This window comes from Vicinamibacterales bacterium, from assembly GCA_036496585.1.
Classification (GTDB): Bacteria; Acidobacteriota; Vicinamibacteria; order Vicinamibacterales; family 2-12-FULL-66-21; genus JAICSD01.
The window spans coordinates 84,326-97,817 of the sequence record DASXLB010000015.1 but is presented as its reverse complement, the minus strand read 5'-3'; the positions used below and the strand labels follow the sequence as shown (position 1 = coordinate 97,817).

The 13,492-nt window shown below is 68.0% G+C and carries 12 protein-coding genes; 4 read left to right on the top strand and 8 right to left on the bottom strand.

The features are described 5' to 3' along the window. Nucleotides 1–2 precede the first annotated feature (2 nt). The 4 genes from VGI12_04790 to VGI12_04775 all read right to left on the bottom strand — a co-directional run bounded on the left by VGI12_04790 (nucleotide 3) and on the right by VGI12_04775 (nucleotide 4,327). A complete protein-coding gene (locus tag VGI12_04790) occupies nucleotides 3–1,919 on the bottom strand; it encodes a BamA/TamA family outer membrane protein (GenBank protein HEY2431972.1) in 1,917 nt (638 codons plus the stop codon). Between the two features lie 73 nt (nucleotides 1,920–1,992). Continuing rightward, nucleotides 1,993–2,181 carry a hypothetical protein gene (locus VGI12_04785; GenBank protein ID HEY2431971.1) on the bottom strand — a complete coding sequence of 63 codons (189 nt, stop codon included), beginning with the start codon at nucleotides 2,179–2,181 and terminating at the stop codon, nucleotides 1,993–1,995. A 75-nt stretch (nucleotides 2,182–2,256) separates the two neighbouring features. Beyond that, nucleotides 2,257–3,999: an OmpA family protein gene (locus VGI12_04780; protein HEY2431970.1), complete on the bottom strand. Its 1,743-nt coding sequence runs from the start codon at nucleotides 3,997–3,999 to the stop codon at nucleotides 2,257–2,259. A gap of 85 nt (nucleotides 4,000–4,084) precedes the next feature. Next, nucleotides 4,085–4,327: a KGG domain-containing protein gene (locus VGI12_04775; GenBank protein HEY2431969.1), complete on the bottom strand. Its 243-nt coding sequence runs from the start codon at nucleotides 4,325–4,327 to the stop codon at nucleotides 4,085–4,087. Between the two features lie 320 nt (nucleotides 4,328–4,647). Here VGI12_04775 and VGI12_04770 point away from each other — a divergent pair, with 320 nt between their 5' ends. Next, the gene (locus VGI12_04770) at nucleotides 4,648–4,929 is read left to right on the top strand and encodes an oxidative damage protection protein (GenBank protein HEY2431968.1); all 282 of its coding nucleotides are present in this window, start codon (nucleotides 4,648–4,650) and stop codon (nucleotides 4,927–4,929) included. Here VGI12_04770 and VGI12_04765 read toward each other — a convergent pair. Both VGI12_04765 and VGI12_04760 read right to left on the bottom strand, forming a co-directional pair. Next, entirely contained in the window at nucleotides 4,926–6,221 is a 1,296-nt protein-coding gene (locus VGI12_04765; protein ID HEY2431967.1) for an ATP-grasp domain-containing protein, read from the bottom strand. The genes VGI12_04770 and VGI12_04765 overlap by 4 nt on opposite strands. Nucleotides 6,222–6,273: 52 nt before the next feature. Further along, complete coding sequence (locus tag VGI12_04760; protein HEY2431966.1) at nucleotides 6,274–7,605, bottom strand: CUAEP/CCAEP-tail radical SAM protein; 1,332 nt, start codon at nucleotides 7,603–7,605, stop codon at nucleotides 6,274–6,276. Nucleotides 7,606–7,834: 229 nt separating this feature from the next. On the opposite strand from VGI12_04760, the gene VGI12_04755 reads away from it, so the two are divergent. The 3 genes from VGI12_04755 to VGI12_04745 are packed head-to-tail and all read left to right on the top strand — an operon-like array spanning nucleotide 7,835 to nucleotide 10,517. Next, nucleotides 7,835–9,169, top strand: a complete 1,335-nt coding sequence (locus tag VGI12_04755; protein ID HEY2431965.1) for a peptide MFS transporter — start codon at nucleotides 7,835–7,837, stop codon at nucleotides 9,167–9,169. Then, nucleotides 9,169–9,972 (top strand): DNA polymerase ligase N-terminal domain-containing protein, encoded by an 804-nt coding sequence (locus VGI12_04750; GenBank protein ID HEY2431964.1) that lies wholly within the window; start codon nucleotides 9,169–9,171, stop codon nucleotides 9,970–9,972. The genes VGI12_04755 and VGI12_04750 overlap by 1 nt, the downstream gene beginning before the upstream one ends. After that, nucleotides 9,969–10,517, top strand: a complete 549-nt coding sequence (locus VGI12_04745; protein ID HEY2431963.1) for a hypothetical protein — start codon at nucleotides 9,969–9,971, stop codon at nucleotides 10,515–10,517. Before VGI12_04750 ends, VGI12_04745 begins: the two co-directional genes overlap by 4 nt. A gap of 81 nt (nucleotides 10,518–10,598) precedes the next feature. On the opposite strand, the gene VGI12_04740 is transcribed toward VGI12_04745, so the two are convergent. Together VGI12_04740 and VGI12_04735 are read right to left on the bottom strand one after the other, a co-directional pair. Then, entirely contained in the window at nucleotides 10,599–12,467 is a 1,869-nt protein-coding gene (locus VGI12_04740; protein ID HEY2431962.1) for an ATP-binding cassette domain-containing protein, read from the bottom strand. Nucleotides 12,468–12,527: 60 nt separating this feature from the next. Continuing rightward, the gene (locus VGI12_04735) at nucleotides 12,528–13,490 is read right to left on the bottom strand and encodes a gluconeogenesis factor YvcK family protein (protein HEY2431961.1); all 963 of its coding nucleotides are present in this window, start codon (nucleotides 13,488–13,490) and stop codon (nucleotides 12,528–12,530) included. Between the last annotated feature and the right edge of the window lie 2 nt (nucleotides 13,491–13,492).

Below are 13,492 nucleotides of genomic sequence, written 5' to 3'. Positions count from 1 at the left end.
CTCTAGAACGCCTGCCCGATCGAGAAGTGGACCCGGAAGTGCCGCGTCTCGGGGGTGCCGTTGATCAGCAGGCCGGGAATCGGGTTCAACTGGTAGCCGAGGTCGACGCGAATGGGACCGATCGGGGTCAGATAGCGCAGTCCTGGCCCGACGTCGTAGCGAAGATCGTTGAAATTGAGGTTCCAGGCGTCGTTCCAGACATTGCCGGCGTCGACGAACGCCACCGCGCTCAGATTGCCCCAGAGCGGCGCGCGCACCTCGGCGGAGCTCTCGAGCATCGAATGGCCGCCGACGGTGACGCCATCGACGAGCGGCGACACCTCGAAGCGCCCCCAGCCGCGCAGACTCTGCGCGCCGCCGAGGAAATAGCGGCGGTAGAAGGGCACCTTGAGGTTGGTGGGGCTGCCGATGTCGCCGATCGATCCGCCCCGCGCGCGGACCGCGAACACCGCCTTGTCCGCGATCGCGGTATAGAAGCGTCCTTCGAGGACGGCTTCGGTGAAGTCGAAATCGCCGCCGAGCGTGCCTCCCGCGTGCTCGAGATGCGCATTGAACAGGTAGCCGTGCTTCGCGTTCACGGTGCTGTCGGCGGTGCTGCGGTGGAGATCGTAGCCGAGCGACGACAGCCATCCGCTGGCGGTGCCGTTCAGCGGATCGAGCCCCAGCGAGATCAGCGTCTTCAGGAAGGACGCGGTGCTCAGCGCCTCGTCGCCGACGCGATAGTCTTCGTACTCTCCCGTATAGCTCACCGACATGGTCATGTCGGCGGCGCGCTGCGACAGCGGTCCGTTCCGCGCGAATCGCCGTTCGACGGTCGCCTTGCCGCCGCGCGTGTTGAGGACGTAGGCGGGCTCGTTCTGATGCCACGACTGGGCAGTGAGCAGCAGGCTCAGGCGAGGGCCGAAGAGATAGGGCTGGCGGAAGGTGAGCCGCGCGCCCTTGTTCAGCGACGAGTATTCCGCCTCGGCCCCGAACGTGCGCGCGCCGCCGTAGAAATTGACGTGGCGCCAGTCGATCGAGACGCGCGCCTTCTCTTCCGAGCCGTAGCCGACGCCGAAATTGACCTTGCGCGGCTTGCTCTCGGTTACCGTCGCCTTGATCGGGACGATTGCCGGCTGCTCCCCTTCCTTGACGTCGGTTTCGACGTTCGCGAAATCGAACGTGCCGAGGTCGTACAACCGCCGCTGGCTGCCCTGCAGCGAGCTCAGTCGGAAGAGGCCGCCAGGACGGATGAACAGCTGCCGCCGGATGACGTTGTCACTGACAGTGGAGTTGCCGACGATCTCGATGTCGCCGTATCGGGCCGATGTGCCCGGGGTCGCCGCCAGCGTGATCACTCGGGAGTGGTCGTCGTGTCCGGGCTGCTCGGTTACTCGGACCGTCGCGTACGGGTAGCCGTGATCCTGCAGCTCGTCGAGCGCCGATTCGCGCGACGCCTGGGCGAGCGCGCGGTCGAGCGGCGCGTGCTCCTTGAGCGGCAGCCGCGCCTTGAGCGCATCGAGGTGCCGCGCCGGCAGCGAGTCGAAACCCGAGTAGTCGATGCGATCGACGAGCAGCGGGGCGCCTTCGTCGACGTTGATGGTGATGGCGACGGCGTCCTGCTTGTCGTTCATCTTGACGTCGAAGGACGTCACCTTGGCGTCGGGATAACCGCGATCCTTGTAGAACGCGACGATCCGTTTCAGGTCGGCGTCGAATTCAGGACGGACGAAGTACCGCTTGGCGCCCCACGGCAGCTTCGAGCTGGCGCTCGTGCCGAGCGCCGGCTTGAGCTGCGAGGCCTTGATCGCCGACACGCCATTGAGCTTCAGCGACGTCACCTTGACGACCGCATCGGTCGTGATACAGGCGGTCAGGCTGCATGTCAGCAGCAGAGCGGATGCCGCGGCGGCGGACCGCCTGAGAAAAACGAAAGGCACGTGATGAGCTGTAACCACATCACGTGCCAATTGTTCGACGGGACGAAGCCCGGCCGACAAAATCGGAGGCGGGCTATTCTTGCGTGATTTGCGGCTTTCCACCTGAAACAGACAGCATGATGCCAAGTCCGGCCGCAATCACCAAACCAATCACGACCCACACGGGCGACACCTGCCGCAGGATGCCGCCATACCAGAGCGCCGCCACTGCGCCGATGAGCAGGATGAAATAGCCCGCCAGATACATGTTGATGAAGCGCATATGGTCCTCTCGTGCGACGAGCGGGAAGGCCTGGCCTTCCCGCTCGGGCTGTGATTGCCGACTTAGAACCCCCGACTACTGGGTCAACCGCACCACCAGCGCGGCGCGCCGGTTGAGCCGACGTGTTTCCTCACGCGAGTTGTCGTACTTCGGCCGTTCCTCACCATAGCTCACGATGGTGAGACGTTCGGCGCTGATCCCGCGGCTGGCGAGGTACTCACGCACCGAGGTCGCGCGGCGCTCGCCGAGCGCGAGGTTGTACTCGGCCGTCCCGATGTTGCAGGTGTGGCCTTCGATCGTGACCCGGATGTTCGGGTTCTTCTGCAGCGCAGCCACCGCCTCGTCGAGCGTGCGCACTGCTTCCGGCCGCAGACTGTAGCGGTCGAAGTCGAAGTGCACATCCTCGAAGACGATCGGCTCGGCCGCTGCCGGCCTGACGACCTGGATGGTGACCGTGTCGCTGGCCGTCTTGTTGTCGCGCGGGCAGGTGACGCGGACGGTCACCGGCACGGGGCCCTCAGTCTGCGGCGCGGTCCACGGCGTGTTCTGCGCGGTGCCGTTGGTGAAGGTGCCGGCCGGAGCGCTCCACACGTAGGTAACGGTGCAGCCGATCGAATCGGTGGCGATCGCCGTCACCGTCGAGGTCTTGCCGACGTCGACCGTGCACGGATTGCAGTTCGCCTTCACCGACAGATCGTGGGCCGTGACGGCCGGCGGGGGGGGCGGCGGCGGAGGCGGCGGCGGGGGCGGAACGTAGACACGCACCCCCGGGTGATAGCCGAGCCGGCCGACGATGTCCATGTGATCGCCGGCGCCGTTGCCGTACTGCGACAGGAAGGTATCGCGCCGATCGACCGTGAAGCGGTTCGTCCAGCCGATGCCGGCAAACACGCCGCTCCTGCCCTGCCAGGTCAACCCGAGATCGAGCTGGACCGGACTCTTCACGTCGGATGTGAAGCCGACCGGCAGAAACGAGCCGTCGGTCGCGAGAATCTGCGACTTGGTCGCGAGCGAGCCATTCGTGTAGGCCTCGCCGGTCAGCTCTGCGGTGAAGCGAAGCGACTTGCGCGACGGCATGCCGGCGCCAAGGCCCCAGCGGAAACCGTTGGTCGTCTCGACCTCGTCGGGGCTGCCGCGGAAGATGAAGCCGCCGTAGCCGGACACCTCGATGCGCGCATTCACTTCCTTGCTGACCACCGCGTCGATGGCGACGTCGGCCTTGCCGGTGCTGGCGCCGCCGCTCTTGCTGCCCGTCGGGATCTTGATCATCGGCCGCAACGCGAAGGCGACCGGCCGCTGCTGCCACTGCGACATCAAGTTCCATTTCACGCCGAGCCACAGATCACCGAGCTGGTTGCCGCTCCAGGTGTCGGCCATCAGCGGATTCTGCGGTACGACGCCGCCCGCCCCTGGAATCGACGAGACGAAGAGCGGGCGGATATCGCGATCGATGCGGCTGACCAGCACCCAGGAGCCGAAAACCTCGGCGTGATCGCCGGCGCCGAAAGCGAACGTCAGCGGCCAGTTCGAGACGTCGGTGAAGCCCTGGTTGTCGTCGAAGTTGACGCGATACGCGCTCATCGACCATTTCTTACGCGGCAGGACCTCGCCGGTCGGCACCATCCAGAGGCCGGTGTCGCCCATGAAGGTTGTCGTCGCCGGGCGCGTTTCGACATCGGTAGACGTCGAGGGTGTCGACGCCGCCGGGGGTGGCGTGCCCGGCGCCTGCCCCTGACCGGACGTCGTCGTGGACTGCGCCGAGGCACTCCCCGCCACGGCGAGCGCCAACGCAGCGGCGATCACAACGCGATTCAACATACGCACATCTGCCTCCGTGACTGACCGGCTGACGCGAGCGGCCGGCCCACGGGGCGCAGCCAGGACTCGCGCGACGCTCTCTCGATTACTCCCCGATCGCTTCCGGCGCGATACCGGTGACGGCGTCCGGCGTCTCGACGAGACGTCCGCGCCCTCCACGGCTGATCTGGCCGCCTTTGCGGCCGGCGTTGCGAGCTTCGTCGGAGGTCCACTCGTGGGCGCTGCCCTTCTGGTGCGCTGCGCGCCCGCCCTTGCTGGCGATCTCGCGCTGCTTCTCCGGGGACATCGACGCGAAACCGCGGCGTTCCTTGCGTTCTCCGTTGTTCATCATCCGATCCTTTGCAACATCCGTCATTTTGATTCGCCCATGCGCTGATTCGCTCGGTGACACGCGCTACCGCAGGGCTGGGCTATCAAACGCTGTGCCAGACTGAGCGGTGGGAAGGCGGCTGAAAGTGCCCGCTAAGTCGTTGATCACAGCAGAGATAGTTGCGCGCGCGTCAGCCGCCTCTGCACGGCTGGAGCAAATCCCTACACCCCGAGGTGTCACCAATACATGAGGTGGGCTATGGGCCAGGGCGGCGGTTGTCTCGGCCGGAGCCGAGGTTGGAGTTGGGGGTTGGGAGTTATCAGCGTTAGGATCACCTCATGCCTCGCACCGTGTTCTGTCAGAAACTCCAGCGCGACGCGCCCGGGCTCGAATTCGCCCCCTGGCCCGGCGAGCTTGGGCAGCGCATCTACGACCACATTTCGGCAGATGCCTGGAAGATGTGGGAAGAGCGCATGAAGATGATCCTCAATGAGTACCGGCTGATGCCGTGGCAGAAGGAGGCTCAGCAGCTGGTCGCCAAGCACATGGAGGACTTCTTTTTCGGCGAGGGAGCGGCGCTGCCGCCGGGCTTCGTACCGCCCGCACAGGGAAAAAACTAGCCGGCGGGCCGCCGCTCACCGGCGGCCAACTCTGCCGCAGCGGCGACGGCGATTTCCGGAGTGATGGCGAACACCATGCGGCGATGGGCTTCACGGACGGCCGCCTCGGCGGCGCGTGCGGTATCGCCGCTGGCGAAGATGAACCCCAGATAGCTGCCGGCCTCGGGCAGCGGTTCGAGCAGCTGGCCGATTTTCGCCGTGATGGTGACCTCAGTCACGCCCGGCACCCCGCGCGCCGCCTCCTCGCCGCTGATCCCGCGCAGCATGCCGCGCGCCGGAATCGGGATCATCATCACTGCAGCCCCGCTCGTGTCCCGTCGGGTCGCGCTGACGTCTCCTCCGATCGCGTGACGCAGCAGCACCGTCTCCAATCGGGCACCGTCCGAGAAGCGGAGGACGCGGGCGCATAGTCCTCCAATCGGCCTCGCCGCCACTTCCAGCACGTACACGTCTCCGGCCGGCGTCACACGGCACTCGGCGTGCACCGGCCCATGGCGCAGTCCGAGCGCCGTCGCCGCGCGCCGCACGTGCTCGACGATCCGCCCCTGGACCTCGGCGGGCTGTACCGACGGCGTGGCGTAAATCGTCTCCTCGAAAAACGGACCGGTGAGCGGGTCCGGTTTGTCGAAGAGCGCCAGCGTCAGCAGCCGGCCGTGCGTCATCACGCCCTCTACGGCGAACTCGGCGCCGTCGATGTATTCCTCCACCAGGATCTCGTCCTCGAGCCCGGCGCGGGCCGCCCGGATCGCCGGACGCGCGAGCAGCGCGCGTATCCGCTCGAACGCCGCGACACACTGCTCGGCGCTGTCGGCGCGGATCACTCCGCGACTGCCGGACAGGCCCACCGGCTTCAGCACATACGGAGGACGGAGCTCGGAGGACGGGATGGCCGCCGTCGCCGGGAGGACGCCAAAGCGCGGCGCCGGAAGGCCGGCGGCGGCGAGCGTCGACCGCGAGCGGCGCTTGTCGGTGCTGGCATCGGCGCCGGCCACCGAATGCCACGGCAGCCCGAGCGCCGCCGCCGCCCGCGCGGCCAGCGGCACCGGCCGATCGCCGACCGCCAGCACGCCGTCGATCGGCGCGGACGCCGCCCGCGCGACAATCGCCGCCACGGCGGCGGCGGGCTCGTGGAAGCGGACCGCGACGGCGCGGTCCTGCCAGGGATCCTCGAGGCGATGACAGCGATCGGTCGCGAAGACGATCTCGATCCCGAGCTGCTCGGCGGCGTCGTTGAACGCCCGCAACTGATATCCGGTCGTGTGCGAGACGAGCAGCACTCGAGGGATCGTCATGGATGGAGTCCGCCGTTCATATCAGAGCCACCTGCTCCGACGTCGGCTCCGCTCAACAGTACCAGGGCTCGTTGAGATACGGAACGGTCGCGCGCGACGGCAGCAGCGGCAGGTCGGGCGCCGGGCGTCCCACCGCGTCGTGTGCCAGCGCCCACAGGCGCGCGAACACCTCGGCGCGCGGCGCGTTCAGTCGCGCCCCGACGAGCCGCTCGGCCTCGCGCTGCAGCGCGTCGACGCGCGGATCGGAGTGCCGCCACACGTGGGTCAGCGATCGGCTGTCGAACCGCTCGACGAGATGCCGCATCTCCGGCAGCTCGAGCATCAGCGACCCCTCCGGCACGAGCAGCCGGATGGCGTACTGGATCGCGGCGACCGCCGGCACGAGATCGAGCCGCGCAATCGCGCGCAGCATCTCGAGGTACCCGTCGATCGACGTCCACGGCGTGAAGGCGACGAAGGTCGGCGACAGCGGCAGCCCCAGCGCCGAGCACCGCGCCACGACGGCTTCGAACTCGGCGAAGGTATGGCCCTTCTGCAGCCGCTCGAGCACCTGGTCGTCGAACGATTCAACCGCCGTCGTCACCAGCGCGCAGCCCGTCGACACGAGCACGGGAAGCAGGTCGTCATGGCGCCGCAGATGCTCGACCTTGATGGTGGCGTCGTAGGTGAGCCGCGGAAACTCCTCCGCGAGCGCGGTGACGATGGCGCGGGCGTGCGCCGGACCGTTGAGGAAGTCGGGATCGCCGAAGGTGATGTGTTCGGCGCCGGCGGCGACCTGCGCACGGATGTCGGCCAGCACGATCCCGGCCGGCACGGCGCGAAACCGTCCGTCGTACACCGGCACGATCGGACAGTGGCGGCAGCGATGCTTGCAGCCGCGCGTGGCCTCGGTGTATCCCACCACCTTGCGCGCGCTACCTATCTGCAGCGACGCATAGCGGGAGAGCGGCGGCAGCCCGGCCCGGTCGGGTGTGAGGAATCGAACACGGCCGACGCCCTTCGCCGGCGAGCCCGCCGCCAGCGGGCCGCCGCCCGCGAGCTGGAGCAGATCGTCCTCGAACTCGGGGCCGAGCACGACGTCGATGCCATGCTCGCGCAGCAACCCCGCGTTGAGCGGCGCGTAGAGGCCATATGCCGCCAGCCGGGCGGACGGGTTGATCTCGCGCACCCGATCCATCAGGGGCAGCGCGAGCCTCGTCGCCGTGTGCATCGGGAGGAAGAACGCGATCAGATCGGCGCCCGCGGCTGCCTCTCCACTGAACGCGCCCCGGCTGACGTCGACGCACGACACGTCGTGCCCGTCGCCCCGAAGACAGGCGGCCGCCGACGCCAGTCCGAAGGGCTGGCGGCCAAGATCGTAGGTGCTGATGAGGACGACGCGCAATCTTGAGATTCTATGCCTGTCCGACGCGGGTCGCTCGTCGGGCTCCGCACGCGTCGCTCGTCTCGCCTGGCGCGGAGCAGTATCGCGCCTTCGTCGAGCGCGTCCAGGCGATCGTCGCTGCGCACGGCAAGCAGATGATCGGCTGGGACGAAGTGGCGGCGACGCCGCCGCCATTCCCGCCTCGGCTATCGGACATCCGGCCTCGCACGATAGGTTACACTCGCCGGCGATGACGAGCGACGTCGACAGCGGCTTCTTCGGCCATCCGCGCGGTCTCTCGACGCTCTTCTTCACCGAGATGTGGGAGCGCTTCAGCTACTACGGGATGCGCGCGTTCCTCATCCTCTACATGGTCGCGCCGGGGGCCAGCGGCGGGCTCGGCTTCAGCGACGCGAGCGCGGCATCGATCTACGGCACCTACACGGGAAGCGCGTGGGCGGCGTCGATTCTCGGCGGCCTCATTGCCGATCGCCTCCTGGGCCAGTACCGCACCGTGCTGCTGGGCGGCATCGTCATCGCCGCCGGGCACTTCACGCTCGCGTTCCACGCGCTCCCCTTCTTCTATACCGGGCTCGCCTTCATCGCATTCGGCACCGGCTGCCTGAAGCCGAACGTGAGCACACTCGTCGGTTCGCTTTACCCGCAGGGGGACAGCCGCCGCGACGCCGGATTCTCGATCTTCTACATGGGGATCAACCTCGGCGCGCTGTTTGGTCCGCTCATCGCCGGTTACCTGGCGCAGCGGGTCGGCTGGCACATCGGGTTCGCCTGCGCCGGCGTCGGGATGACGGCGGGGCTGATCCAGTACGTGCTCGGGCGGCACAAGCTGGAGGCGGGGATCGCCCGGCTCGGCCGGCCGTCGACGGTGGCGACGGCCGACACCGCGGCGGCACAGCGCACCGAGGCTCGCGGCGGCCTGAGCCGCGAGGAGTGGAAGCGCATCGGCGCGATCGTCATCTTCTTCATGGCGGCGTCGCTCTTCTGGGGCGGCTACGAGCAGGCCGGCTCGACGCTCAACCTGTTTGCCGATCGGTACACGCGGCTGTCGATCCTGGGCGTCTCGTTCCCCTCGTCGTGGTTCCAGTCCGTCCAGCCGGTGTTCGTGATCGTGCTGTCGCCGCTCTTCGGCTGGCTCTGGCTGCGGCTGGGATCGCGCGAACCGTCGGTGCCGGCGAAGTTCGCGCTCGGCCTGCTCTTCATGAGTCTGTCGTTCCTCGTGCTGATTCCGGCCGGCGCGATCGCGAGCGGACAGGGCGTCCGCGTCAGCCCGATGTGGCTGGTCGTGGCGTTTTTCGTGTCGGAGATTGGCGAACTCTGTGTGAGTCCGATCGGCCTGAGCGCGGTGACCAAGCTCGCGCCCCTGCGGATCGTCGGGCTGATGATGGGCGTGTGGTTCCTCTCGAACGCCTTCGGCAACAAGCTGGCGGGCTGGGCGGCGGGCTTCTTCAGCTCGATGCCGCTCAACCAGCTCTTCACGATTACGACCGCGGTGCTGCTCGGGGCGGCGGTCGTCATGTTCCTCGCCGTGAAGCCCGCGAAGCGGCTGATGGGAGACGTCCGCTGATGGTCCTCGAGAAGTACAAGCAGAAGCGGAACTTCACCTCGACGCCCGAACCCTCCGGCGACGTCCGGCTCGCCGGCGAGCGCGCGCAGAAATCGCCGCAGGACGGCCTGTTCTTCTGCGTGCAGAAGCACCTGGCGAGCCATCTCCACTACGATTTCCGGCTCGAATACAAGGGCGTGCTCCTCTCCTGGGCGGTGCCGAAGGGCCCGTCGCTCGATCCGAAGACGAAGCGCCTGGCGATGCACGTCGAAGACCATCCGATCGAGTACGGCACCTTCGAGGGGGTCATCCCGGACGGCTACGGCGCCGGCATCGTCATGCTCTGGGATCAGGGCACGTGGCGGCCGGAAGTGGAAGACGTCGACGCCGCCCTCAAGAAGGGAGACCTCAAGCTCACGCTCGACGGCTACAAGCTCAAGGGATCGTGGGTGCTCGTGCGCACCGGCGGCCGTTACCCTGGCGGGAGCGGCGATCGTTCGTGGCTACTCATCAAGCACAAAGACGAATGGGCCGGCGACGTCGACATCGCCACCTTCGCACCGCTCAGCGTCAAGAGCGAAGGAGATTTCGCCGACATCCTCGCCGGCGGCAACCCCGACATCTGGACGTCGAACCGTCCCGCCCAGGGCGGCGAAACCGGCGCGATGTTCGAAAAGATCATCGCCCGCGCACTGGAGCTCACGAAGAACACGAAGGACACGACGGGCACGAAGAAGCCGAAGCGACCGAAGGAGCCGTCAACCAGAAGGGCGCCAGCGAAAAAGCCTGCGGCGAAGAAGCCAACGGGGAAGAAGACGCGATGACCAAATCAGACTTCATCCTGTTCAGCGGTGCGGCGCCTGGCGCCGAGGCGGCGTTCGGCGAATGCGCCGAGCGCCATGGCGTCGAGGAAGTGAACTTCACGTTCGACGGCCACACCGAGGCGCGGCGGCGCGGGATCCGCGTCCTCAATCACGAGGAATTGCAGGCGGGTGACGTCAGCCTCGAATACGTGTCGAAGCTGATGAACCGCCGCTACACCGACAGCCCGACGCTGCGCCGGGTGCTGCAGACGATCTGGTATCAGGTCAACCACGGCCAGGAGATCTACGTCATCGGCGTGATCCTGCCGGACGGGACGGTCCGCGGCGGCACCGGCTGGGGCGCCGAGTTCGCCAAGCTCTGTAACAAGCCGCTCTCGGTGTTCGACGAAGAGAAGAACAGCTGGTTCTCCTGGAGCGGGTCGGCGTGGGAAGCCGAGGGGGTCCCGAAGATCAGCCATCCGCATTTCACCGGCACCGGTACGCGGCAGATTCACGGCGCCGGCAGGCAGGCGATCGAGGCGCTCTTCGAGAACAGCTTCCGCTGACGGGGAGAACAGTTTCCGCGGACGGAACTGGCCGCTCACCGGGTCACTGGGTAACCGGCGGCCGACGCTGACAAGCTCCGTCTACTCGCCGATCGCCTCCAGCTCCACCCAGCGGGCCAGCGCCGCGTCGAGCTCGGCGTGCCCGGCGTCGACGCGCGCGAGGACGGCGTGGATGTGATCCGCCGGCGACTTGTAGAACTCCGGTGACGCCACTTCGGCCTTCAGCCGCGACTGCTCGTCCTCGAGCGCGGCGATCTGTTCCGGCAGGGCCTCGAGCTCGCGCTGTTGCTTGTAGGACAGACGCCGCGGCCGGTCGCGTCGCGTGTCGGCACCCTCGGCACCTTTGGCACCCATAGCACCCTTGGCACCAGCACCTTCAGCACCCCCGGCACCCATAGCACCCTTGGCACCAGCACCTTGAGCACCCCCCTTGGCACCGCCCGTACGGCGCTGTCTCAAATAGTCCTCATACCCCCCGACGTACTCGATGACGCGTCCCTCCCCTTCGAACGCCAGCGTGCTGGTCGCCACTCGATCGAGAAACACCCGATCGTGCGACACCAGCAGGACGGTTCCAGCGAAGTCGCCGACCAGCTCCTCGAGCAGCTCCAGCGTTTCGATGTCGAGATCGTTGGTCGGCTCGTCGAGCACGAGCACGTTGGCGGGCTTCGCGAACAGGCGGGCCAGCAGCAGGCGGTTGCGCTCGCCGCCGGACAGCGATCGCACCGGCGACTGCGCGCGCTCCTTGGGGAAGAGAAAGTCGCCTAGATAGCCGAGCACGTGCTTCGGCTGGCCGTTGACGGTGACGGTCGTGTTGCCGTCGTTGACGGTGTCCATGACGGTCGCATCGGGGTCGAGCTGCTCGCGCTGCTGATCGAAATAGGCGACCTGCAGGCGGGTGCCGCGGCGCACCTCGCCGGCGTCGGGCTCGAGCTCGCCCACCAGCAGCTTCAGCAGGGTCGACTTGCCAGAACCGTTCGCGCCGATCAATCCGACGCGGTCGCCGCGCACGATCCGCTGCGTGTAACGATCGATGACGGTACGCTCGCCGAATCGCTTGACGAGGTCGCGCGCCTCGAAGACGAGGCGTCCGGAGGACTCCGAGCCGTCCACGGCCATCCGGACGGCGCCGAGGTGATCGCGCCGCGCCACCCGCTCGGCACGCAGCTTCATCAGGTCGCGGACGCGCCCTTCGTTGCGCGTCCGGCGCGCCTTCACGCCCTGCCGCAGCCACGCTTCTTCCTGCGCGAGCTTCTTGTCGAGCCGATCGAGATCGCGCGCCTCCGCGTCGAGCGCCGCGGCCTTCTTCTCCAGATACGACGGATACGATCCCGGCCACGAGGTCAGGCGCCCGCGATCGAGCTCGACGATTCGGGTCGCCAGGCGCGCCAGGAACGCCCGATCGTGCGTGACGAAGAGCACGGTGCCGGCGTACTCCGCCACGAACGCTTCGAGCCACGCGATGGCGTCGATGTCGAGATGATTGGTCGGTTCGTCGAGGAGCAGCACATCCGGTTCGCCGACCAGCGCCTGGGCGAGCCGCGTCCGGCGGCGCCAGCCGCCCGACAGCTCGGAAACCCGGCGCTCCGCCGGCAGCGACAGACGCGATATGACGAGCGCCACCTTCTGCTCGTGGCGCCAGCGTTCGTCGGGCTCGCGAATCGCCAGCGACTCGAGGCCGCGCGCAACCTCGTCGCGGACGGTGCGATCGGCGCCGTCCTGCCACACTTCCTGATCGAGTCGCGCGACGCGCAGCGCCGGCTGGCGCCAGACAGTCCCGGCGTCGAGCGGCATGTCCCCGGCGATCGCCTTCAGCAGCGACGACTTCCCGGTGCCATTGCGTCCGATCAACGCGATCCGCTCGCCCGACTCGATCCGAAGATCGGCGCGCTCGAAGAGCGGCAGGTGCCCGAAGGCCAGCGACGCGTTCTGAAGATGGAGCAGCGGCACGATCTGGAAGGTGGAGGCTGGAGTTGGTGGTTGGAAATTGGAACGCCGGGGATTCGCCCGTCAGAGCAACCGGCGGGCCAGCACCGCCCAGACCGCCTGCGCCAGGCGGCGTCGATCGTGGCGCGCGATCTCGTTGCACCAGAACTCGCCGGACGCAACCTCGCAAGCCGCCGGCAGATCGCCCGGTTCGAGTGGCGCCTTGTCTTCCTGCGCGTAGCGTTCGAGTGTCGCGGCAGACGGGCGCGCGGTGTTGACGACGACGACGTCGATGGGGCGCCCGATGGTGTCGCCCAGCACCCGCACCGCGTCCGCCGCGGTGAAGCCGGTCATGCCGCGGCCTTCGGTCAGCAGGTTCGTGACCAGCACGATCGGTCCGCGCACGCGGCGGATGGCGTCGGCGGCCCCGTTGACGAGAAAGATCGGCATCAAGCTGGTGTAGAAGCTGCCCGGCCCGATCACCGCCGCGTCGAACCGGGCGATCGCCTGCGCCGCCTGCGGCAGGATCTGGACGCCCGGCTCGAGCCAGAGCCGGGTCACGCCACTCCCGAAGCGGTGCGCCGCGTCCACCTCCGCCTCGCCGCGGGTGCGCAGGCCGTCGCCGTACTCCGCGCAGACGCTCGCCTGCTCGATGCTCACCGGCCACACGCGTCCATCGCAGCCGAGCAACCCCCGCAGTCCGTCGACCGCGGCCAGGAAATCGCCGCTGTACTGCTGCATCATCGAGAGCAGCAGGTTGCCGCCGGTGTGTCCGCCGAGGCGCGCATGCTCGAGCGCCGGCAGCCGCGCCAGCAGGACGCGCCGCGCCTCGCGCTCGTTGCGCGCCAGCGCCAGCGCGCACTTCAGCACGTCGCCGGGCGGCAGCACGCCGAGCTCATCCCGCAGGACACCCGAGCTCCCCCCGCTGTCGAACATCGTCACCACCGCGTGGACCAGCAGCCACGGGTTGGACTTGAGCCCCCCGAGCAGGCTGGGCAGCCCTGTTCCGCCGCCGAAGCACCCGATGTTGAAGGTCCTGAACTGCATGC